Source organism: Bacillus sp. RB3 (assembly GCF_030164735.1).
Taxonomy (GTDB): Bacteria; Bacillota; Bacilli; order Bacillales; family Bacillaceae_G; genus Bacillus_A; species Bacillus_A cereus.
This window is the reverse complement of the sequence record NZ_JASNGE010000001.1, coordinates 550,396-570,949: the sequence shown is the minus strand read 5'-3', so window position 1 is coordinate 570,949 and position 20,554 is coordinate 550,396. Positions and strand designations below refer to the sequence as shown.

Genomic DNA, 20,554 nt, shown 5'->3' with positions numbered 1-20,554 from the left:
AAACTCTCCAATAAAGTTAGTTTGTCTAGCATCTAAAATAAAAATTGACGTTTCACGTTGTTTGTTTCGTTCAGTTTTCAAAGAACTACTTGGTCGCTCATTTGCGACTTCCTTATGTTAACATCTTCGTTTTTCGATGTCAACTAAGTTTTTCAATTTCTTTTTTGTCGTTTTCTGCGTTTCCGCATCAGCGACGGTTATTAATATATCATGGTGAAAAATGAAATGCAACACCTTTTATAAACTTTTTTTTAAAACTGCCCACATTTCTTTTTTTATATCATATACTTAAACGAAATATCTCTTTCATGTATGAGCAATTCCTACATATATTTTATATAAAGTTACTCTATCAAAAGACGTTTCTTTCTATAATAAGCGTTTTATTCATATAGCATATCATACAAGGAGGAATATATATGGACTATACCGATTTATTAATCAAACTAGGTCTCTCGGCTATTTTAGGATTTGCCATTGGTTTAGAACGCGAATTAAAACGGAAACCACTTGGTTTAAAAACGTGTTTAGTTATTTCTATTATTAGTTGCCTCCTAACGATTGTTTCTATTAAAGCAGCTTATAACTTACCACATACCGATCATATGAATATGGATCCACTTCGACTTGCCGCTCAAATTGTATCAGGAATTGGTTTTTTAGGTGCTGGCGTAATTTTAAGAAGAGGCAACGATAGCATTGCAGGGCTCACGACTGCCGCTATGATCTGGGGTGCTTCTGGTATTGGTATTGCTGTTGGGGCCGGATTCTATATTGAAGCGATATTCGGAATGTGTTTCCTTATGATTAGTGTCGAACTTATACCACTCGCAATGAAATATGTAGGCCCTAGATCATTTCGTCAACGTGATATCGCTGTGAAACTTGTTGTACGAAATATGGACAATATCCCAATCGTAATTGAAGAAATAAAAGAAATGGATATAAAAGTTAAGAATATGAAGCTTAAAACATTAGAAAACGGTTCTCACTATTTACATCTTAAACTGTCCATTGATCAAAAAAGACATACCGCTGATGTTTACTATGCTCTCCAGCATCTTGAAAGTGTCCAACAAACTGAAGTGGAAAGTATGTAACGTAAAACAAACTCTCTTTAATTAGAGAGTTTTTCTTTTTTCTATATTGGCAACAATGAATGTAGTCCTACAAAGTAAGGAGGAATAGGCAATTGAAATCCCGTCCGAATTTAGTAGATACATTTCGTGATTCCATTATTTTTCGTTTAATTTGTTTTATTATTGTACTGACTGCTTTTTCCGGTTTTCTTATACATAGATTAGAACCTTTTCATTTCACTACATGGTTTGACGGAATTTGGTGGTCAATCGTTACCATTTTTACAGTTGGATATGGCGACTTTGCTCCCCATACGACGATAGGAAAACTAATAGGTATAAGTATTATTTTATTAGGAACTGGCTTTTGTTCTTATTATATGGTGCTGTTTGCTACTGAAATGATTAATAAACAATATATGAAAATTAAAGGTGAAGAAGCCGCTACTTCTAACGGTCATATGATTATCGTTGGCTGGAATGAGCGCGCAAAACATGTTGTAAAGCAAATGCACGTATTACAACCAAACCTTGATATCGTTTTAATTGATGAAACACTTTCTTTACTCCCAAAACCATTTCATCATTTAGAATTTATAAAAGGTTGTCCGCATCACGATCAAACTTTATTAAAGGCTAATATTGCAACGGCACACACCATATTAATAACAGCTGATAAAGAAAAAAACGAAAGCTTAGCGGATACACAGTCCATTTTAAATATTTTAACTGCAAAAGGGCTCAACCCAAACATTCACTGCATCGCTGAACTTCTTACTTCTGAACAAATACAAAATGCAACGAGAGCTGGCGTGTCAGAAATTATAGAAGGAAATAAATTAACGAGCTATGTATTTACCGCTTCTCTTTTATTCCCTTCCATTTCAGGTGTACTATTTTCACTTTACGACGAAATCTCTGATAATAAATTACAACTGATGGAGCTTCCATCGTCCTGCACCGGACAAACTTTTGCCAATTGTAGCTATACTCTTTTAAAGCAAAATATTCTCTTACTAGGTATAAAGCGCGACGAACAATATATAATTAATCCAGTTCATTCCTTTGTTCTCATTGAAAGCGACATACTCATTGTTATTCACCATTAGTAAAATGACGCTCTAATTCTTGCATGAGCACTTTCCCAATATTGATATATTTTCTTTTCACATCTCCATCTGGATCTTTCGGCTCAGCAAATTGATCCATTCCACTTGTTCCAGCTGTTAAAGTATTCACATTATCATCTAGTTCGTCTTGATATACGTGCGAAAGAATATACGGCGTTCCAAGACGAACTATTACGCCTGGTACATCTAGTTCTCCATCAATGGCTGTAAATGGAACTCGTAAAAATTGATACCCATCTTCTTCATCGATTTTGTAATCGAAGCATCCTTTATCATAATCCCAATTACCACCAATGCTATATCCAAGTGGTTTCATAATCTCTTCTAACTTATATAACGCATATGTACGTCCTTCTAAATTTGATTGAATCGGAATCAAGCCCATCCCTCCTAGACTTTTCCTTTAGCATACCCACTTTAGTTTGAATATACTGATGGACTTTTCGATAAAATAATAAAACGCGACCGGATTCCGGTCGCTTTTTATTATTTTAAACGCTCTTCTAATTCTGCTTTTAACTCTTCAAATCCTGGTTTACCAAGTAAAGCAAACATGTTTTTCTTATATGCTTCTACTCCAGGTTGGTCAAATGGATTCACGCCTAATAAGTAGCCGCTCATCGCACATGCTTTTTCAAAGAAGTATACAAGGTAACCGAATGTGTACTCATTTAATTCAGGAATATTGACGATTAAGTTTGGTACTCCCCCGTCGCTATGTGCAAGTAATGTACCTTCGTATGCTTTTGTGTTTACGAAGTCTACAGTTTCACCAGCAAGGTAGTTTAATCCGTCTAAATCGTTTTCTTCTGATTCGATTGTTAGTTCATGTGTAGATTTACCTACTTTAAGGACTGTTTCAAATAAGTCACGACGACCTTCTTGAACGTATTGACCTAATGAGTGTAAATCAGTTGAGAAGTTTGCTGAAGATGGGAAAATACCTTTTTGATCTTTTCCTTCACTTTCACCAAATAACTGTTTCCACCACTCAGCGAAGTATTGAAGTGCTGGTTCATAGTTAACAAGCATTTCAATTGTTTTTCCTTTATTGTATAAAGCGTTACGAACTACTGCATATTGGTAAGCTGGATTTTCTTCTAGTTCTGATGTTCCGAAGTCATCACGACCAGCAGCTGCACCTTTCATCATCTCTTCAATATTTAAGCCACTTACTGCGATTGGTAATAAACCAACTGGCGTTAATACAGAGAAACGACCTCCAACATCATCTGGAATAACAAATGTTTCGTAACCTTCGTTATCAGCTAATGTTTTTAATGCACCACGCGCTTTATCTGTAGTTGCATAAATACGTTTGCGAGCTTCTTCTTTTCCATACTTTTCTTCTAATAACTTACGGAAGATACGGAATGCTAGTGCTGGCTCTGTTGTTGTACCTGATTTGGAAATAACGTTAATAGAGAAGTCTTTACCTTCTAATACGTCCATTAAATCTTTCATGTAAGTGGAGCTAATGTTTTGTCCAACAAATAGCACTTGTGGAGTTTTACGTTGTTCTTTAGAAAGCGTGTTGTAGAAAGAATGGTTTAACATTTCGATTGCTGCACGTGCTCCTAAGTAAGAACCACCGATACCTACAACAAGTAAAATGTCAGAGTCATTTTTAATTTTTTCTGCGCATTTTTGAATGCGAGCAAATTCTTCTTTGTCATATTGAAGCGGAAGGTCTACCCACCCAAGGAAATCGTTCCCAGCTCCAGTTTTTTCGTGGATTGCGTGATGTGTTACTTTCACTGCATCACGTAAATAAGTGATTTCATGTTCACCGATGAAGGATAACGCTTTAGAATAGTCGAACGTTACATGTGTACTCATCTTTTTCCCTCCAATTATGGATATGTATTTCTGTATTCACTTTAGCGAAACTGAAGTTGTAAATCAAGCGATTCAAACATTGTAAACGTAACCAATATATATTTTTTAGAAAAAGTTCATTTTTTGCATAAAAATTCGCATTTTTCGGTATAGATGTATATACATCTTCTTTCAAACATTTTTTATGTATAAAAACAACATAACTACCCCATTCTATAAAAGAGTTAATTAACTCATCGCTTGCTCATGCTTCACAATTAAGGGGGGCTTTTTCATGAGTACTTTACAACGTATCGCATTAGTCTTTACTGTAATTGGCGCTGTGAACTGGGGACTAATCGGGTTTTTCCAGTTTGACTTAGTAGCAGCCATTTTCGGTGGACAAAATTCAGCTCTTGCACGTATTATTTACGGCATCGTTGGTATATCTGGGCTTATCAACCTTGGTTTACTGTTTAAACCATCTGAAAATCTTGGTACGCACCCAGAAACAAACGAAATTCGATAATCAGTATGTCCTTTCACCTCCGACATACGAATATGATTGCATGCAATCATATTTGCAAATATATATCATAAGATAAAGTAAAAGAGGAACGCTCATATGCGTTCCTCTTTTACTTTGTTAACTCGGACTCTTCAATCCATTCTGCCAACTTTTCTCGCAGCGTATTAAATCCGTTTTCAGATGGGTTCGGTATAAGAATCCTTCCTTGTTTTCTTTTCGCCGCTTTTAACGATAAACTCATTTTTCTGTGCTCTTCATCAATTGAAAGTACCTTTACTTCTACTGTATCGCCGACCTTTAAAAAGTCATGAATATCCTTTACATATCCATTTGTAATTTCAGATATATGCACAAGCCCTTGTGTTTCTGCATCTAACGCTACAAACGCACCGTAATCTTGAATTCCAGTCACTTTCCCTGTTACAACCACTCCTGTTGTATATTGTTCTGACATATGAAACACTCCCATACGTTTACCATTCTCTCTACAATTATAGAGAGCAAAGCAGATATATTTATTTTAAATATCCGATTGGTTAGTACGCATTCTAGATAACGTTATCTAGAATGCGTATACCTTATATTAGTAAATTATACCACTATGACAGAACTCATTCAAAATTCATGAAAAATTTCCCTTAAAGAAGTATAATTATCCAATATTGGGATAGACTACTAACACATGGCTTTCTAGTATTCCCCCCCTTTTATGGACAAAACGTATTACGTTTTGTCCTTTTTTTATTCTCTACAAACCGTTCCATTCTCTTCATTGCTTCCATAATTTGTTCAAGCGATGTTGCATAAGAACAACGAATAAAACCTTCACCACTTTCGCCAAATACGCTACCAGGGACAACAGCCACTTTTTCTTCCAGCAATAACTGTTCTGCAAATTCCGCTGAAGATAATCCTGTTGAAGATATAGAAGGGAAAACATAAAATGCTCCGCCTGGCACATGACACGTTAAGCCCATTTCATTGAAAGATTTCGTCATGAAGTTACGACGCTTCTTATAACTATCTCTCATTCGAATCACTTCATCGTTCCCTGCGCGTAACGCCTCAAGTGCTGCAAACTGAGACATCGTCGGTGCACACATCATTGAATACTGATGGATTTTGAGCATTAATTCTGAAAATTGAACAGGAGCTGCAATCATACCGAGACGCCATCCTGTCATCGCAAACCCTTTTGAAAATCCCGAAATTAAAATCGTATGCTCACGCATATTTTTAATACTCGCGAAACTTGTATATACTTCGTCGTATACAAGCTCTGCATAAATTTCATCAGATAATACAATTAGATTGTACTTCTCAACAATCACTGCTATTTCTTCAAGCTCGGATTTATTTAGCATTGCACCTGTCGGGTTATTTGGTGAACAAAGCAAAATCGCCTTTGTTTTCGCTGTAATAGCTGCTTCAATTTGTTCTGGTAGTACTTTAAACTCATTTTCTAAAGTAGTCGCCACAGGAACTGGAACTCCTCCAGCTAATGTCACAAGTGGTGCATAAGAAACGAAGCTTGGTTCAATAATGAGCACTTCATCATCAGGATTTATAATGGCGCGCATCGCTACATCTAACGCCTGGCTCGCTCCAACTGTAACAATGATTTCATCACTTGGGTCATAAGATACTGCAAATTGTTTTTTTAGATACTTTGCTATTTCTTGACGGAGCTCCAATAATCCTGCATTTGCTGTATATGACGTATACCCTTGTTCCAAAGAACGAATACATGCTTGCCTTACATTCCAAGGGGTAACAAAATCTGGCTCTCCTACCCCGAGGGAAATAACACCTTTCATATTTGCTGCTAAATCAAAAAATTTTCGAATACCAGATGGTTTTAAAGATTCTGCTGATCTAGATAGTTCAAATTGCTTCATGGTGTCACCACAATTCGCTTATCATCATCGTCTTTTTCATAAATAACACCCTCATGTTTATACTTCTTCAAAATGAAATGAGTAGTTGTAGAAACGACAGATTCAATTGTTGCTAATTTCTCAGAAACAAACATCGCTACTTCCCCCATCGTTTTCCCTTCTAATGTAATAGAAAGATCATATGTCCCTGACATTAAATAAACGGATTTCACTTCTGAATAACGATAAATTTGCTCAGCAACCGCATCAAACCCAACGCCGTGCTTTGGCGTAACTTTCACATCGATCATTGCCGTTAAACCTGTATGTTCTTTCACTTTCGTCCAATCAATATGTGTTACATAATCCACAATAATCTGTTCATTTTCTAATCTCGCAACCATCTTCTTTACTTCTTCTACTTCTATATTTAACAGCTTCGCTAATGTATCTACAGATAATCGACTACTCTTTTCAAGACAAGCTAATAATTCTAATTCTTTTTCTGTCACCATATAAATCATCCTTCCTTTTCGTTTGTGTCTAAATTATACAAATACCCTTTCCAGTTTGAAAAGAAGATTTTTCTATTGAATTATGTAAAAATAAAGTGAAACTTTAATCAGCGAAATGCTTCACCACGCTGATTATCAGCCCACACCAATCGGGCTTTTACGGACAGTTGCTCTCCCACCTAACCTCTTTGCTTGAGCTGCTTTTTGAGGTGGGAGACTTACTGTCCGTTAATGCGGGGTAAAGTGAAACTTTAATCAGCAGAAAAATACGTGATAAAGCGAAAGGGGATGGAACCGTGAAACCAAAAGTTTATATTGCTGAACCAGTTCCAACATTTGTAGAAAACTATTTATCAGAACACTGTGATTATGAAAAATGGGATCAAAATGAGAAAGTACCTCGTGATGTTCTATTAGAGAAAATACAAGATAAAGATGGGTTATTAAATTTCGGATCTGCTATTAATGAAGAATTACTGACAGTAGCTCCTAACTTAAAAGTAGTGAGCAACATTTCTGTCGGTTACGATAATTTTGATTTACAAGCGATGAAAAACCGAAATGTTATCGGAACGAATACACCCTACGTATTAGATGATACAGTAGCTGATCTCGTTTTCGCCCTTATGTTATCAGCTGGGCGCCGCGTTTGCGAACTCGATTCTTACGTGAAAAATGGTGAATGGAACGCTGAAATCGGAAAAGAACACTTCGGACTAGATGTACACCATAGCACAATTGGTATTATCGGTATGGGCCGAATTGGAGAAGCCGTTGCAAAACGAGCAAAATTCGGATTTGATATGAATGTTCTTTACTATAACCGCCGTCGTAAAGAAGAAGCTGAACAAAAATTCGATGCTACATATTGTGATTTACAGATGCTACTGAAGCAGTCTGACTTTATTGTTCTTCTTACTCCATTAACAGATGAAACATATCACCTTATCGGAGAAAAGGAATTTTCATTAATGAAAGACACAGCAATCTTCATTAATGCTTCTCGCGGCAAAACAGTAGATGAAAAAGCGTTAATCCATGCTTTAACAGAAAAGAAAATCTTTGCAGCAGGTATCGATACATTTACACAAGAGCCGATTCAAAAAGATAATCCACTCTTATCATTACAAAATGTTGTGACTTTACCACATATCGGATCTGCAACATTAAAAACTCGTCAGCAAATGGCCATGACCGCCGCTGAAAATTTAGTTGCAGGGTTACAAGGAAAAACACCGCCTAATATTGTTCGCGGGTAATGCTGAATAAACGAAAGGCAAGATGACATCGTCATCTTGCCTTTTTTTGTTAACATATTTTCTTCTTCCTTGGAGATGATATGAACAAAAATCAATGGAGTGACAAAAAATGAATCATAAATATACTTGTCCTTATTTCACTTTTTCCACTCGCGGCACTACTGTTCATTACGAATTGTATGAACATGATAATAAAACAGAACGTCCTACTTTCATACTCGTTCACGGCTTTTTATCTTCCTCATTCAGTTACCGCCGTCTCATTCCTTTACTATCGAAGGAAGGAACAGTCATTGCTCTTGATTTACCACCGTTCGGAAAAAGTGATAAGTCTCATCTGTTTAAGTATTCTTATCACAATTTAGCAACGATTATTATTGATTTAATTGAACATTTATCTCTCTCAAACATTGTATTAGTTGGGCATTCTATGGGTGGGCAAATTTCTCTCTATGTAAACCGTATACGTCCTGAACTCATTTCAAAGACGATTTTACTATGTAGCTCGAGCTATTTAGCTCGCGCAACCTTACCTTTACTATACTCTTCTTATTTACCGTTCTTTCATTTATACGTAAAGAACTGGATTATAAGGCGCGGCATTGTTCATAACTTAATGAATGTCGTTCATGATCACTCATTAATTGACGATGAAATGAAAAAAGGTTACTCCGCTCCTTTTTATGACGACCGTATATTTCCCGCTTTAACTCGCATGATACGAGACCGTGAAGGTGACTTATCTTCAACTGAATTACAAAAAATCGAAACACCTATCCTACTCATTTGGGGTGAAAAAGACCGCGTCGTCCCTGTACATGTAGGTCATCGTCTACACAAAGATTTACCGAATTCAAAATTTATTTCTTACGAAAATACAGGACATTTACTACCTGAAGAAAAGCCTGAACATGTTTATGAAGAAATTATCGCTTTTTCCGCGCAATAAAATGAAACTCTAATCAGCCTCCACCTAACTTCTTTGCTTCCACTAAATTTTGAGGTGAAGGTCTTACTACCCAGCAAATAGCGGGATAATATAAAAAAGGCTGTCGGAAATCCCGACAGCCTATAATGAACAGCTTCCGCCTTCTTTTATTACAAGTAATTCCACAGCTAATTTCTCACATTTTTCAAGCGCAGGTACTTCCTCAAAAGACATAAAGTATATATGTTGAATCTTCTTTGCGATATATTTTGGATCGTCAAACACACTTATGACGCTCACAACATCGCTCGCTTCTGTTTCATAAAACTCCGGTCCCATTTGAAACGGATCCCAATTCTTCACAACCTCTATCATCTTTTCATATGTACCCATTCGCTTCCCGCCTTTTCACTTTTTAATACTTTTCTTTATCCTATCACATCAGCTATTCTATAAGAAGAGAGAGAACTTTCATAACTTATTGGTTTTACAGAAGAAGGGAGCAAACTTATGCAACTATTTCATAAAGCAATCAATCGACGTGGAACGCATAGTATAAAATGGGATACATATAAAAACGAAGAACTTATCCATGCTTGGATTGCTGATATGGATTTTGAAGTACCAAAACCAATTCAAACTGCCTTAAAACAACGAATCGAACATCCGATTTTTGGCTATACACTTCCTCCCGAAAATATTGGAGATATTATTTGTAACTGGACAAAACAACAATACAACTGGGATATTCAAAAAGAATGGATTGTCTTTAGCGCCGGAATCGTTCCAGCTCTTAGTACGAGCATACAGGCTTTCACCAAAGAAAACGAATCTGTTCTCGTACAACCACCTATTTATCCTCCATTTTTCGAAATGGTCACAACAAACAACAGGCAGTTATGCGTGAGTCCATTACAGAAACAAAATGATACATATGTGATAGACTTCAAGCATTTAGAAAAGCAGTTTCAGCAAGGCATCAAACTCATGCTTCTTTGTAGCCCTCATAACCCAATCGGACGCGTTTGGACGAAAAAGGAACTTGTGCAGCTCGGATCGTTATGTACTAAATATGACGTAATCGTTGTGGCGGATGAAATTCATTCCGATATCATTTATGCAGACCATACACATACACCGTTCGCTTCTTTATCTGAAGAATTAGCAGCTCGCACGATTACTTGTATGGCTCCAAGTAAAACATTTAATATCGCTGGATTACAAGCATCGATCATTATCATTCCAAACGAAAAACTCCGTCACGCCTTTACTGCTATCCAGTATAGACAGGGCTTCCACGGGTTAAATATCTTCGCTTATACAGCGATGCAAAGTGCCTATACAGAATGTAATGATTGGCTAAACGAAATTCGATTATATATAGAAGATAATGCTCAATTTGCTTATGAATATATTAAAACTCACATACCTGCTCTTTCCGTAACGAAGCCAGAAGGTAGCTTTTTATTATGGATTGATTGTTCTCGTCTAAAGCTTTCTCAAAACGAGCGTACCGCACTACTTGAGGAAAAAGGAAAAATCATCGTTGAACCTGGTGAGAAATACGGGTTAGGTGGCGAAGAACATATTCGAATTAACATCGGCTGTCCACGATCTGTTTTAGAAGAAATTTTAAACAGACTGCGTCATACGTTTTCATAATAAGAAAGGAGTCTGCCCCTAATCATTCTTGGGCAGACTCCTTTATCATATTTTGTCGGTAAGTCGATATATTCCAATAATCGCTGATATATTTTCAATTACATTTCACAAAGAAAGCTACCATTCACGGTAGCTTTTACTTTTTCTTCATATCCGATGCTTTTTTTACAATTACGCCACAAGCAATTCGATCCCCTGATTTACCTGTCGGTTGAGTCATACCATCATCAGGGTTTTCTGTAATAATAATAGACGCTCCATCTTTTCTATGAATCGTCGTTTTCCCTTCTTCAAGTGTAATGTGAGGTGCATCGATTTCTGCTTTAATCTTTCCAGAACCATCTGCAACTACGTTCGGTAAATCACCGTTTTCTGCACCCTTCGGATTAAGGAGTCCATGCTTTTTATTATCAGGATTAAAATGATTCCCAGATGATTCAAATCGTGGTGCTTTACACTCACCAATTTCGTGCACATGTATGCCGTGCGGGCCTGGCGTGAAACCTTCCCCTTTAATCTTAATTTTCACTCCGCTTGTTTGCTGAGTTACTTTCGCAGTCCCCACTTCATCACCTGAAGCATTATGTAATTTCACGTCAATTTCTTTCGGCTTTCCTTGGTCACAACCTGCCATCAGAAATAGTAAACAACAACTGAAAAAAAGCCGTTTTTTCATTTTATTCCCTCCAAAATATATTCTGCCCTTAGATTGTCCGAGCATAGAAGGAAACATACAAAAATGAGTTACTGTTTCTTTTCAGCTAATAGTTTTTCTTCAACTTTCTGTAATCGGTCTGCTTCTCTTTTTGATATACGAATAAACATGCGCCACGTGGCAATAGCACCGATAATAAATAGAACGCAAACAATCCCCGGAATAATATATTCTGTTTTATCTTCCGGAAAATATAAAGGCATCATATAGAACACTCCTTATTATACGATTTATAAAACATCAGAATTTTCTGTTATATCATTTTAAATTATAGTGCAACCTACCCATATTCTCAAGGGGCGTTCTGAAAACGAAGGATTTCTTTGACTCCTTCCCTCACTTTCCTTACTATAAACTTGAGGTGAAAAATATGAGAGAAACATTTGAAATTGGTGAAATCGTTACTGGTATTTATAAAACAGGAAAATACATTGGCGAGGTTACAAATAGCCGCCCTGGCAGTTACGTCGTAAAAGTATTAGCTGTTTTAAAACATCCGGTGCAAGGTGACTTACATAACGTAAAACAAGCTGACGTACCATTTTTCCACGAAAGACGTGCTTTAGCTTTTCGTGAGCAAACGAACATTCCAGAACAAATGGTGAAGAAATATGAAGGAGAAATTCCGGATTATACAGATTCACTAAAATTAGCATTAGAAACTCAAATGAATTCATTTTCTGAAGATGATTCACCTTTTGCAGAGCGTAGTCTAGAAACATTAGAACAGTTAAAGAAAGACTACAAACTCTAAAAAACAAAACGACCAAATTACATAATGTGCAATTTGGTCGTTACTGTGTGCTCACTTTCTTTAACACTTTTGAAAAATCAACAAGTTCTCCTAATGTTGGAGGTGCTGGTTTTACTAAATACTCTTTATCTTTTTCTACTAGTTTAAAAATGTTGTACGTCGTCATTGCATCATCAAGCGCACAATGATGCTTCCCTGTCCCTACTTTTCCATACGCCTCAATTGCTTTCCATAATCCTGTTTGATTTCTTTCTCCAAAAAACTTCTTATACTCAAGCGATAAATCACGACACTGTCCGAAGAATGGAAAAGCTATCCCTGCCATTTCACAATTATGCTTCAGCACTTTCATATCCATATTTCCCCACGTTACAATTGTCGGTTTACATTTCGTTTCGTATTCTGAAAGCTTCTTAACGAGTTCAGGAAATGAAATCCCTTTATCCACGACTTCTTGTTTTATTCCTAAAAACTTCTTACATCGATCCGTTAAAGAGGGAAATGTTTTCGGCCTAACATGTGATGAATACGTATCTTCTACCTTACAGCCAGCAACTGAAACGAGTCCTACCTCAATAATCTCTGGAAAAAATCCTTTCGGTTTCTTTCTATGCTGGGGCATCGTAAACTCAAAGTCTAAAAATAAAAATCGTTGTTCATCCATACGATCCCTTCCTTATCATTTTTGTCATTCCTTTCTATTTGACACTCCTACACGAACAAGCTCGAATGCTAATTCCATTTTAAATATTCAGATTGGATGTATCTTATATATATGTCAAATGCCCACAAATATTTTAAAAAATAAGAAAAAATGACCTATGCAGAAAATATGACAAAATCTCTCCTTTCATTTACATCCGCCATTTTCCTACTTTATAATGACGTTATGTGTGTTTCTTCTAGAGCATTTTTGACACACTAAGAAAAAGTGAATGAAAGGAGATGAGATTTTTGCACGAAACAACGCAAGAACTCGCTAACTGGCAGTATTATTTTGCTATCGCAGTCTTTTTAATTACATATGCCATTATTATTTCTGAAAAAATTAATCGCGCTGTCATCGCACTTCTTGGTGCAGCACTCATGGTAATTGTGGGGGTCGTCGATTTACATAACGCCTTTACGAAACATATTGAATGGGGAACGATTACGCTACTCATCGGTATGATGATTTTGGTGAACATTACGAGTAAATCAGGTGTTTTCCAATACGTTGCAATTAAAGCAGCAAAAGGGGCACAAGGAAATCCAATTAAAATTTTAATTTCACTTTCCTTACTTACCGCGCTTGGCTCCGCATTTTTAGATAACGTTACAACTGTACTTCTTGTCGTTCCAGTTACTTTATCTATTACGCGCATACTGCAAGTAAATCCTGTTCCTTATTTACTTTCTGAAATTATTTTTTCAAACATTGGAGGAACAGCAACATTAATTGGTGATCCACCTAACATTATGATTGGTTCTGCAAATAAGCATTTAGACTTCAATGCTTTCCTATTGAATCTAGCACCTATTGTAATTATTATTATTGCAGTTACAGCGATAATACTTTACTTCATGTATCGCAAACAATTAATTGCCGATCCTGTACAAGTTAAAAAATTAATGAGCTTAGATGAAAAACAATACATTAAAGACCCAGTATTAATGAAAAAATCTTTAACGGTACTTGGACTTACGATTGTAGGTTTCATGACTCATTCTATTTTCCATATCGATGCCGCTATTATCGCCTTAACTGGTGCTACTGTACTTATGTTAATTGGTGTGAAAGAGCATGAAATTGAAGAAGTATTTGCAAGCGTAGAGTGGGTAACAATCTTCTTCTTCGCAGGGTTATTCGTACTTGTTGGAGGACTTATCGATATCGGTCTTATCAAAATGTTAGCTCAAAAAGTAATTGGTATAACAGGCGGAGATATTTCTTACGCATCCATCCTTATTTTATGGGTATCTGGTATCGCCTCTGCAACAATTGATAACATCCCATTCGTCGCAACAATGATTCCACTTATTAACGATATGGCAGTTGGGCTAGGCTTATCACCATCTGACGCACAAATCGATGTATTATGGTGGGCATTAGCACTAGGTGCTTGTCTGGGCGGAAACGGAACATTAATCGGAGCTTCTGCTAACGTAATCGTTGCAGGTATCGCGAGCCGCGAAGGACATAAATTTAGTTACATGGACTTCCTAAAAGTCGGTTTCCCAATTATGATCGTTTCATTAATCATTTCTCACATTTATATTTATTTACGCTACCTTATGTAGTAGAAAAAGCGCTCTGATAATCAGAGCGCTTTTTTACTTATATCTACTTATCAACAAAAATGAAAAATCTACTCTTTATATCTCACCGGTTCATTTCGAATAATAAATAAGTGAATCGGTAAGAACACCGAAAATGTGATTACATGAATAATCGTAAATAATATAGAGTTCGTTCCGTATCTGTCTAAAATAGCGTAGATAAGATAAATGGACAATACAATCGATACAGCTGTTGCTAGTAAACTTATAATTGGTACGAAATTAAAAATGAAACATGCAACATATATGCCGAATACTTTCCACCCTGCTTCTTCCTTCAAAAAATCTGGTAATTTATCTTTCGCTAAGTCCCCCCACGTCTTACTATTCAAAAACGGAATAAACGCAAGCACCCCGTCCGTTGCACCATCATTTTTCGCCATCGAATAAAGTGCAAAAGCCGTTAACAAATATGAAATAATTGCCCAAATCAATATAACAAGAATAAACGCAAAACTAAGAGCAAAGAAACCTGCTAGTACGCCTTGATCCTCCATCTTATCCTCTCCTCTCTACTTTCAACATATTTCATTACATTGCAAGTTATGTTTTAAAATTTATCCAAACTCTTTGTATAATAAGAGAAGAAAGAGAATAAGAGAGGAGAAACACGTATGCATCCATTTGTAAAAGCATTACAAGAGCATTTTACAGCTCATCAAAATCTTGAAAAAGCAGAACCTATGGCTCGTTATATGAAAAATCACTTCCCATTTCTAGGTATTCAAACACCGGAAAGACGCCAATTATTAAAAGACATCATTCAAATACATACTCTCCCAGATAAAAGAGACTTCCAAATTATCGTACTTGAACTTTGGGACTTACCAGAACGTGAATTCCAAGCGGCTGCACTTGATATTATGCAAAAATATAAAAAGCATATAAACGAAACACATATCCCCTTCTTAGAAGAATTGATTGTAACAAAATCTTGGTGGGACACTGTCGATAGCATCGTACCTACATTTTTAGGTAATATCTTTTTACAACATCCAGAATTGATTTCTGCCTATATCCCAAAATGGATTGCATCAGATAACATTTGGTTACAACGTGCCACTATTTTATTCCAACTCAAATATAAACAAAAGATGGATGAAGAACTTCTTTTCTGGATTATTGGACAACTACATTCTTCAAAAGAATTTTTCATTCAAAAAGCAATTGGCTGGGTCCTTCGTGAATATGCAAAAACAAATCAGGATGTAGTTTGGGAATACGTGCAAAGCAATGAGCTCGCTCCATTAAGTAAGCGTGAAGCAATTAAGCATATTAAGCAAAATTACGGAATAAATAATGAAAAAATAGGCGAGACTCTATCATAGATAGACGCGTTCCTCTATTGAGATTTAAAAAAGAACGTGTTAGAATATGTTCATTATTATTAATATAAGTAGCGATGACGGACTTATAAGTACTTGCATAAAAAGCGATTCAGGGATAGTGAAAGCCTGAAGACGCAAGGAAACGGCAGTCTCGAGCAATACATGATAAAGTGGATGCACCTTTTGTGTATCAACTAGGGTGGAACCGCGGGCAAACGCTCGTCCCTAGGCAAATAAGCCTTGGGATGAGCGTTTTTTTATGTTCTTTTTAACATATACTGCCCGTTTCCAAAGTATCAGAGTATGTCATCGCCAATACGTTAACTTTCAAAAGGAGGATTTTCTTATGTATTCAATGGAACAAGTTGTAAACTTAGCGAAACATCGCGGTTTTGTTTTCCCTGGTTCTGAAATTTACGGTGGTCTTGCAAACACTTGGGATTACGGTCCACTTGGAATCGAATTAAAAAATAATGTTAAAAAAGCTTGGTGGAAAAAATTCATTCAAGAATCTCCACACAACGTTGGTTTAGACGCAGCTATTTTAATGAACCCTAAAACTTGGATCGCTTCTGGTCACGTTGGTAACTTCAACGATCCAATGATCGACTGTAAAAAATGTAAAGCTCGTCACCGTGCTGACAAATTAATTGAAGATGCTTTAGATGCAAAAGGCATCGAAATGGTTGTTGACGGTCTTACTTTCGACCAAATGGCTGACTTAATGAAAGAACATGAAGTAAAATGTCCTGATTGCGGTAGTGAAGAATTTACTGAAATCCGTCAGTTCAACTTAATGTTCAAAACATTCCAAGGTGTTACAGAGTCTAGCACAAACGAAATCTTCCTTCGTCCTGAAACAGCACAAGGTATTTTCGTAAACTTCAAAAACGTTCAACGCTCTATGCGTAAAAAGCTTCCATTTGGTATCGGCCAAATCGGTAAGAGTTTCCGTAACGAAATCACACCTGGTAACTTCACATTCCGTACACGTGAATTTGAACAAATGGAACTTGAATTCTTCTGTAAGCCTGGTGAAGATTTAGAGTGGTTCGCATTCTGGCGTGAAACTTGTAAAAACTGGTTACTTTCACTTGGTATGTCTGAAGAGAGCATGCGTCTTCGTGACCACGGTGAAGAAGAGTTATCTCACTACAGTAATGCAACAACTGACATTGAATTCAAATTCCCATTCGGTTGGGGCGAACTTTGGGGCGTTGCATCTCGTACAGACTTCGACTTAAAACGTCACATGGAACACTCAAACGAAGACTTTAACTATATCGATCCACAAACGAATGAGCGTTACGTACCATACTGCATCGAGCCATCTTTAGGCGCAGACCGCGTAACATTAGCATTCTTATGTGATGCATATGAAGAAGAGCAATTAGAAAACGATTCTCGTACAGTTCTTCGTTTCCACCCTGCTTTAGCACCATACAAAGCAGCTATCTTACCATTATCTAAAAAGCTATCTGAAGGTGCTACTGAAGTATTCGCAGAATTAGCTAAAGACTTCATGGTAGACTTTGATGAAACTGGTTCTATCGGTAAACGTTACCGTCGTCAAGACGAAATCGGTACACCATTCTGTATCACATACGACTTCGACTCAGTTGAAGACAAAGCTGTTACAGTACGTGACCGTGACACAATGGAACAAGTTCGTATGCCAATTAGCGAACTAAAAGGTTTCTTAGAGAAGAAAATCCGGTTCTAATTATAAGAAAAAGAGGCTGCTCATAAGAGCGCCTCTTTTTTATTTTTCACGTTTTTCTTTAATTGCTACTGTACATCTTGATATACATAGTAAATCATCATTTTCATCAATAATGCGAACATCCCAAACCATTGTCGATTGTCCTCTATGTATTGGTGTTCCAATCGCTGTTACAATTCCATCTTTCTTTGAGCGAATGTGGTTCGCATTAATTTCTAATCCGAAACAAATACATTTTTCTTGATCAATTAAATTATATGAACCAACACTTGCCACTGTTTCTGCTAATGCAACCGATGCACCACCATGTAAAAATCCAAATGGCTGATGCGTACGCTCATCAACAGGCATCGTAGCAACCACCTTATCTTCTGTCATCTCTAACAACTCAATTCCAAGTGAATCCATTAAAGTTTTTGCCATATCGCTTCCCCCTTCTCTTACTTTAATTAAATGTATAATTTTACCTATTTATTTTCAAACTACTTATAACACTTATATAAGGAGGCTTCACCTAAATGAAACAGAAATTTTGTATATTACTGCTTATGTTCTCCTTGCTGACTATTGTACCAAATTGTGCAATAACAGCCAAAGCATCTAACCTGACAATCGATGTTAAGACTGTAACGCAAAAAGGTAAGAAACCTTATATAGAATATCAAATAAACAGGCCTTCTTTTCACGAATTTTCTGACTCTAAATTTCAAAATAAACTCAATTTATACTACAAAAAATCCACTGACAAATTTAAAACCAAATTAGAAAAAGAAGCAAAAAAATATTATAAAGAGACAGAAGGATCTAGTACACCATTTCATCCGTACGTAGCAAATGTTGATTATAAAGTCTCTTTAAACAAACCACCTTTTCTTAGCCTATATGTGAATTACTATCAATATACTGGCGGAGCACACGGTCTTTATACGTGGAAGGCAAATACATTCGATTTAAACGAAAAAAAGGTACTGCACTTAGACGATTTATTTGAACAAAAGGATAAATATAAAGATGTAATCCGTGCGGAGATTGTACGACAAATTAAACAAAATGAAAGCATTTATTTTCCTGATGCAACTGAAAAAGTAATGAGTATGAAAAAATTCCACTTCTTTTTAGAGCCAGACAATCTCGTCATTTATTTCCCTTTATATGAGATTGCTCCCTATTCAAGTGGAATTCCGCAATTTCGTATTCCATATACGTTGCTAAGAGACTATTTAAAGCCTTCTTATCAAAATATTTTGATTGACAACAAGTAAATATTTTCGCTACGATAATGTTAACCTAAAAACAACAGGAGGTTAACATTATGAGAAGATTTCATGTTTTAGATTTAGCATTAGCTGCCATGTTCGTTGCTCTTATGGCAATCGGTGCAAATATTGTATCTTGGGCACCATTCCTTCAAGTAGCAGGCATCCCATTATCTATGCAACCATTTTTCGCAATTTTAGCAGGTCTTCTTCTTGGAAGTAGACTTGGTGCCTTATCCATGACTGTATATATGCTCGTTGGCGTAGCCGGCGCACCAATCTTCGCTAACTTCAAAGCTGGATTTGGAGCACTTTTAGATCCTACTGGTGGTTTTATTATCGCATTTATTATCGTTGCTTACGTATCCGGAAAACTAGTAGAACAAAAAGAAAGACCAACATTCATTACATTTGCAGTTGCCTCTTTCACAGGAATTATTTTAACTTATATAATCGGTACTACTTACATGTACGGGGCAGTCAATCTCTTTATGGGCGGTAATATGAGCTATAAAGCTGCTGGGATGATTATGATGTGGTTTGCAGTAAAAGATATTGCATTTACAATTATCGGTGCTATTATCGCACCTCGCATATATTATGCTGTGCGTCGTTCTGCTTATCAGCATTCTCATTCGACGATTTCATAATAAAAAAATGAGTTATTTCAGTATACTGAAATAACTCATTTTTTATTATGACTCTTGATTCGCTTGTTCTTCTAAAATTTTCTTCATCATTGCAACCATGTCATCACGTAATTCTGGGTGTTGCAGGGCCATTTCAATTGTCGTTTGAACGAATCCTAGCTTTTCACCTACGTCGTAGCGCTTTCCTTCGAAATCGTAGGCAAATACACGTTGGATTTCATTTAAGCTTTGGATTGCATCTGTTAACTGAATTTCACCACCAGCACCGACATGTTGCTGTTCTAAGAACATAAAGATTTCAGGCGTTAAAATGTAGCGCCCCATAATCGCTAAGTTTGAAGGAGCTGTACCTTGTGCTGGTTTTTCAACGAAATTGCGAACTTGGTAACGACGACCTTCTTGTTCTAATGGATCGATAATTCCATAGCGATGTGTTTCCGACTCCGGAACAGTTTGTACACCAATAACAGAAGAAAGTGTTTTTTCATACTCATCCATTAATTGACGTAAACACGGTTTCTCAGCTTGGACAATATCATCACCTAGTAACACTGCAAATGGCTCATCACCAATGAATTTACGTGCACACCAAACAGCATGTCCTAGTCCCTTCGGCTCTTTTTGACGGATGTAATGAATATCTACCATTTTTGAAGAAGCTTGTACTTTTTCAAGCAACTCATATTTTTTCTTCTCTAATAAGTTTTGTTCTAGTTCAAATGCGTTATCAAAATGATCTTCGATAGAGCGCTTTGTTTTACCAGTAACAATAATAATATCTTCGATTCCCGATTTCACTGCTTCTTCTACAATGTATTGAATCGTTGGTTTATCTACTATCGGTAACATTTCTTTCGGCATTGCTTTCGTTGCTGGTAAAAAACGTGTTCCTAATCCAGCTGCTGGGATTATCGCTTTTCTTACTTTTTTCATCACAAAATACCCTCTCTCCTGTCGGAATCAATAGCAAGCATTTCCTACATAAAACAAAAGGGAGATTTCGCTCCCTTTT

At 36.5% G+C, this 20,554-nt stretch carries 24 protein-coding genes; 12 read left to right on the top strand and 12 right to left on the bottom strand.

The annotated features are described in order from the left end of the window. Positions 1–419: 419 nt before the first annotated feature. Together QO049_RS02820 and QO049_RS02815 are read left to right on the top strand one after the other, a co-directional pair. The gene (locus tag QO049_RS02820) at positions 420–1,100 is read left to right on the top strand and encodes an MgtC/SapB family protein (protein ID WP_000386676.1); all 681 of its coding nucleotides are present in this window, start codon (positions 420–422) and stop codon (positions 1,098–1,100) included. A 92-nt stretch (positions 1,101–1,192) separates the two neighbouring features. Then, complete coding sequence (locus QO049_RS02815) at positions 1,193–2,188, top strand: potassium channel family protein (protein ID WP_097856213.1); 996 nt, start codon at positions 1,193–1,195, stop codon at positions 2,186–2,188. Here QO049_RS02815 and QO049_RS02810 read toward each other — a convergent pair. Together QO049_RS02810 and QO049_RS02805 are read right to left on the bottom strand one after the other, a co-directional pair. Beyond that, positions 2,175–2,588, bottom strand: a complete 414-nt coding sequence (locus tag QO049_RS02810; protein ID WP_000612334.1) for a YugN-like family protein — start codon at positions 2,586–2,588, stop codon at positions 2,175–2,177. The genes QO049_RS02815 and QO049_RS02810 overlap by 14 nt on opposite strands. Before the next feature lie 107 nt (positions 2,589–2,695). Further along, positions 2,696–4,048: a glucose-6-phosphate isomerase gene (locus tag QO049_RS02805; RefSeq protein ID WP_000103658.1), complete on the bottom strand. Its 1,353-nt coding sequence runs from the start codon at positions 4,046–4,048 to the stop codon at positions 2,696–2,698. A 274-nt stretch (positions 4,049–4,322) separates the two neighbouring features. Here QO049_RS02805 and QO049_RS02800 point away from each other — a divergent pair, with 274 nt between their 5' ends. Next, a complete protein-coding gene (locus tag QO049_RS02800) occupies positions 4,323–4,556 on the top strand; it encodes a DUF378 domain-containing protein (RefSeq protein ID WP_000105788.1) in 234 nt (77 codons plus the stop codon). A gap of 109 nt (positions 4,557–4,665) precedes the next feature. Here the strand turns inward: QO049_RS02800 and yugI are convergent, their stop codons facing one another. The 3 genes from yugI to QO049_RS02785 all read right to left on the bottom strand — a co-directional run bounded on the left by yugI (position 4,666) and on the right by QO049_RS02785 (position 6,948). Further along, complete coding sequence (yugI, locus tag QO049_RS02795; RefSeq protein ID WP_000003764.1) at positions 4,666–5,010, bottom strand: S1 domain-containing post-transcriptional regulator GSP13; 345 nt, start codon at positions 5,008–5,010, stop codon at positions 4,666–4,668. A 253-nt stretch (positions 5,011–5,263) separates the two neighbouring features. Beyond that, a complete protein-coding gene (locus tag QO049_RS02790) occupies positions 5,264–6,454 on the bottom strand; it encodes an aminotransferase (protein WP_246961494.1) in 1,191 nt (396 codons plus the stop codon). Beyond that, entirely contained in the window at positions 6,451–6,948 is a 498-nt protein-coding gene (locus QO049_RS02785; RefSeq protein WP_000255698.1) for an Lrp/AsnC family transcriptional regulator, read from the bottom strand. The genes QO049_RS02790 and QO049_RS02785 overlap by 4 nt, the downstream gene beginning before the upstream one ends. Positions 6,949–7,214: 266 nt before the next feature. Here QO049_RS02785 and QO049_RS02780 point away from each other — a divergent pair, with 266 nt between their 5' ends. After that, entirely contained in the window at positions 7,215–8,207 is a 993-nt protein-coding gene (locus tag QO049_RS02780; protein ID WP_097797008.1) for a 2-hydroxyacid dehydrogenase, read from the top strand. A gap of 109 nt (positions 8,208–8,316) precedes the next feature. Then, entirely contained in the window at positions 8,317–9,156 is an 840-nt protein-coding gene (locus tag QO049_RS02775) for an alpha/beta fold hydrolase (protein WP_001015858.1), read from the top strand. 120 nt (positions 9,157–9,276) lie between these two features. Here the strand turns inward: QO049_RS02775 and QO049_RS02770 are convergent, their stop codons facing one another. Beyond that, complete coding sequence (locus QO049_RS02770; RefSeq protein WP_000537645.1) at positions 9,277–9,528, bottom strand: YugE family protein; 252 nt, start codon at positions 9,526–9,528, stop codon at positions 9,277–9,279. A 117-nt stretch (positions 9,529–9,645) separates the two neighbouring features. Between QO049_RS02770 and QO049_RS02765 the strand changes: the two genes are divergently transcribed. Then, positions 9,646–10,797, top strand: a complete 1,152-nt coding sequence (locus QO049_RS02765) for a MalY/PatB family protein (protein WP_098582159.1) — start codon at positions 9,646–9,648, stop codon at positions 10,795–10,797. A 136-nt stretch (positions 10,798–10,933) separates the two neighbouring features. Here the strand turns inward: QO049_RS02765 and sodC are convergent, their stop codons facing one another. Together sodC and QO049_RS02755 are read right to left on the bottom strand one after the other, a co-directional pair. Further along, entirely contained in the window at positions 10,934–11,473 is a 540-nt protein-coding gene (gene sodC, locus QO049_RS02760; protein WP_000746503.1) for a superoxide dismutase [Cu-Zn], read from the bottom strand. A 68-nt stretch (positions 11,474–11,541) separates the two neighbouring features. Continuing rightward, positions 11,542–11,718 carry a hypothetical protein gene (locus QO049_RS02755; protein WP_000982755.1) on the bottom strand — a complete coding sequence of 59 codons (177 nt, stop codon included), beginning with the start codon at positions 11,716–11,718 and terminating at the stop codon, positions 11,542–11,544. Positions 11,719–11,882: 164 nt separating this feature from the next. Here QO049_RS02755 and kapB point away from each other — a divergent pair, with 164 nt between their 5' ends. Beyond that, positions 11,883–12,266: a kinase-associated lipoprotein KapB gene (kapB, locus tag QO049_RS02750; protein ID WP_001209340.1), complete on the top strand. Its 384-nt coding sequence runs from the start codon at positions 11,883–11,885 to the stop codon at positions 12,264–12,266. 40 nt (positions 12,267–12,306) lie between these two features. Here the strand turns inward: kapB and kapD are convergent, their stop codons facing one another. Then, entirely contained in the window at positions 12,307–12,930 is a 624-nt protein-coding gene (kapD, locus tag QO049_RS02745; RefSeq protein WP_000344358.1) for a 3'-5' exonuclease KapD, read from the bottom strand. Positions 12,931–13,220: 290 nt separating this feature from the next. Here kapD and QO049_RS02740 point away from each other — a divergent pair, with 290 nt between their 5' ends. Continuing rightward, positions 13,221–14,546: an ArsB/NhaD family transporter gene (locus QO049_RS02740; protein ID WP_000545231.1), complete on the top strand. Its 1,326-nt coding sequence runs from the start codon at positions 13,221–13,223 to the stop codon at positions 14,544–14,546. Positions 14,547–14,614: 68 nt separating this feature from the next. Here the strand turns inward: QO049_RS02740 and QO049_RS02735 are convergent, their stop codons facing one another. Further along, the gene (locus QO049_RS02735) at positions 14,615–15,082 is read right to left on the bottom strand and encodes a hypothetical protein (protein WP_000390061.1); all 468 of its coding nucleotides are present in this window, start codon (positions 15,080–15,082) and stop codon (positions 14,615–14,617) included. Positions 15,083–15,199: 117 nt separating this feature from the next. On the opposite strand from QO049_RS02735, the gene QO049_RS02730 reads away from it, so the two are divergent. Next, entirely contained in the window at positions 15,200–15,913 is a 714-nt protein-coding gene (locus QO049_RS02730) for a DNA alkylation repair protein (protein WP_048568249.1), read from the top strand. 346 nt (positions 15,914–16,259) lie between these two features. Further along, positions 16,260–17,636, top strand: a complete 1,377-nt coding sequence (locus tag QO049_RS02725; protein ID WP_246961500.1) for a glycine--tRNA ligase — start codon at positions 16,260–16,262, stop codon at positions 17,634–17,636. A gap of 39 nt (positions 17,637–17,675) precedes the next feature. Here QO049_RS02725 and QO049_RS02720 read toward each other — a convergent pair whose 3' ends face one another. Beyond that, positions 17,676–18,059 carry a hotdog fold thioesterase gene (locus QO049_RS02720; protein ID WP_001140612.1) on the bottom strand — a complete coding sequence of 128 codons (384 nt, stop codon included), beginning with the start codon at positions 18,057–18,059 and terminating at the stop codon, positions 17,676–17,678. 95 nt (positions 18,060–18,154) lie between these two features. Between QO049_RS02720 and QO049_RS02715 the strand changes: the two genes are divergently transcribed. Both QO049_RS02715 and QO049_RS02710 read left to right on the top strand, forming a co-directional pair. Next, positions 18,155–18,898, top strand: coding sequence for a DUF3298 and DUF4163 domain-containing protein (locus tag QO049_RS02715; RefSeq protein ID WP_000810318.1), 744 nt, complete (start codon positions 18,155–18,157; stop codon positions 18,896–18,898). 50 nt (positions 18,899–18,948) lie between these two features. Next, complete coding sequence (locus QO049_RS02710) at positions 18,949–19,542, top strand: biotin transporter BioY (protein WP_284489111.1); 594 nt, start codon at positions 18,949–18,951, stop codon at positions 19,540–19,542. Between the two features lie 45 nt (positions 19,543–19,587). Here the strand turns inward: QO049_RS02710 and galU are convergent, their stop codons facing one another. Next, a complete protein-coding gene (gene galU / locus QO049_RS02705; RefSeq protein ID WP_002097988.1) occupies positions 19,588–20,475 on the bottom strand; it encodes a UTP--glucose-1-phosphate uridylyltransferase GalU in 888 nt (295 codons plus the stop codon). Between the last annotated feature and the right edge of the window lie 79 nt (positions 20,476–20,554).

Excerpts from the sequence above, each read along its gene's own strand:
- QO049_RS02820 (WP_000386676.1), top strand. The coding sequence starts at position 420 with ATGGACTATACCGATTTATTAATCAAACTAGGTCTCTCGGCTATTTTA.
- QO049_RS02805 (WP_000103658.1), bottom strand. The coding sequence starts at position 4,048 with ATGAGTACACATGTAACGTTCGACTATTCTAAAGCGTTATCCTTCATC.
- QO049_RS02800 (WP_000105788.1), top strand. The coding sequence starts at position 4,323 with ATGAGTACTTTACAACGTATCGCATTAGTCTTTACTGTAATTGGCGCT.
- yugI (WP_000003764.1), bottom strand. The coding sequence starts at position 5,010 with ATGTCAGAACAATATACAACAGGAGTGGTTGTAACAGGGAAAGTGACT.
- QO049_RS02790 (WP_246961494.1), bottom strand. The coding sequence starts at position 6,454 with ATGAAGCAATTTGAACTATCTAGATCAGCAGAATCTTTAAAACCATCT.
- QO049_RS02785 (WP_000255698.1), bottom strand. The coding sequence starts at position 6,948 with ATGGTGACAGAAAAAGAATTAGAATTATTAGCTTGTCTTGAAAAGAGT.
- QO049_RS02775 (WP_001015858.1), top strand. The coding sequence starts at position 8,317 with ATGAATCATAAATATACTTGTCCTTATTTCACTTTTTCCACTCGCGGC.
- QO049_RS02770 (WP_000537645.1), bottom strand. The coding sequence starts at position 9,528 with ATGGGTACATATGAAAAGATGATAGAGGTTGTGAAGAATTGGGATCCG.
- QO049_RS02765 (WP_098582159.1), top strand. The coding sequence starts at position 9,646 with ATGCAACTATTTCATAAAGCAATCAATCGACGTGGAACGCATAGTATA.
- sodC (WP_000746503.1), bottom strand. The coding sequence starts at position 11,473 with ATGAAAAAACGGCTTTTTTTCAGTTGTTGTTTACTATTTCTGATGGCA.
- QO049_RS02755 (WP_000982755.1), bottom strand. The coding sequence starts at position 11,718 with ATGATGCCTTTATATTTTCCGGAAGATAAAACAGAATATATTATTCCG.
- kapB (WP_001209340.1), top strand. The coding sequence starts at position 11,883 with ATGAGAGAAACATTTGAAATTGGTGAAATCGTTACTGGTATTTATAAA.
- kapD (WP_000344358.1), bottom strand. The coding sequence starts at position 12,930 with ATGGATGAACAACGATTTTTATTTTTAGACTTTGAGTTTACGATGCCC.
- QO049_RS02735 (WP_000390061.1), bottom strand. The coding sequence starts at position 15,082 with ATGGAGGATCAAGGCGTACTAGCAGGTTTCTTTGCTCTTAGTTTTGCG.
- QO049_RS02730 (WP_048568249.1), top strand. The coding sequence starts at position 15,200 with ATGCATCCATTTGTAAAAGCATTACAAGAGCATTTTACAGCTCATCAA.
- QO049_RS02725 (WP_246961500.1), top strand. The coding sequence starts at position 16,260 with ATGTATTCAATGGAACAAGTTGTAAACTTAGCGAAACATCGCGGTTTT.
- QO049_RS02720 (WP_001140612.1), bottom strand. The coding sequence starts at position 18,059 with ATGGCAAAAACTTTAATGGATTCACTTGGAATTGAGTTGTTAGAGATG.
- QO049_RS02715 (WP_000810318.1), top strand. The coding sequence starts at position 18,155 with ATGAAACAGAAATTTTGTATATTACTGCTTATGTTCTCCTTGCTGACT.
- QO049_RS02710 (WP_284489111.1), top strand. The coding sequence starts at position 18,949 with ATGAGAAGATTTCATGTTTTAGATTTAGCATTAGCTGCCATGTTCGTT.
- galU (WP_002097988.1), bottom strand. The coding sequence starts at position 20,475 with ATGAAAAAAGTAAGAAAAGCGATAATCCCAGCAGCTGGATTAGGAACA.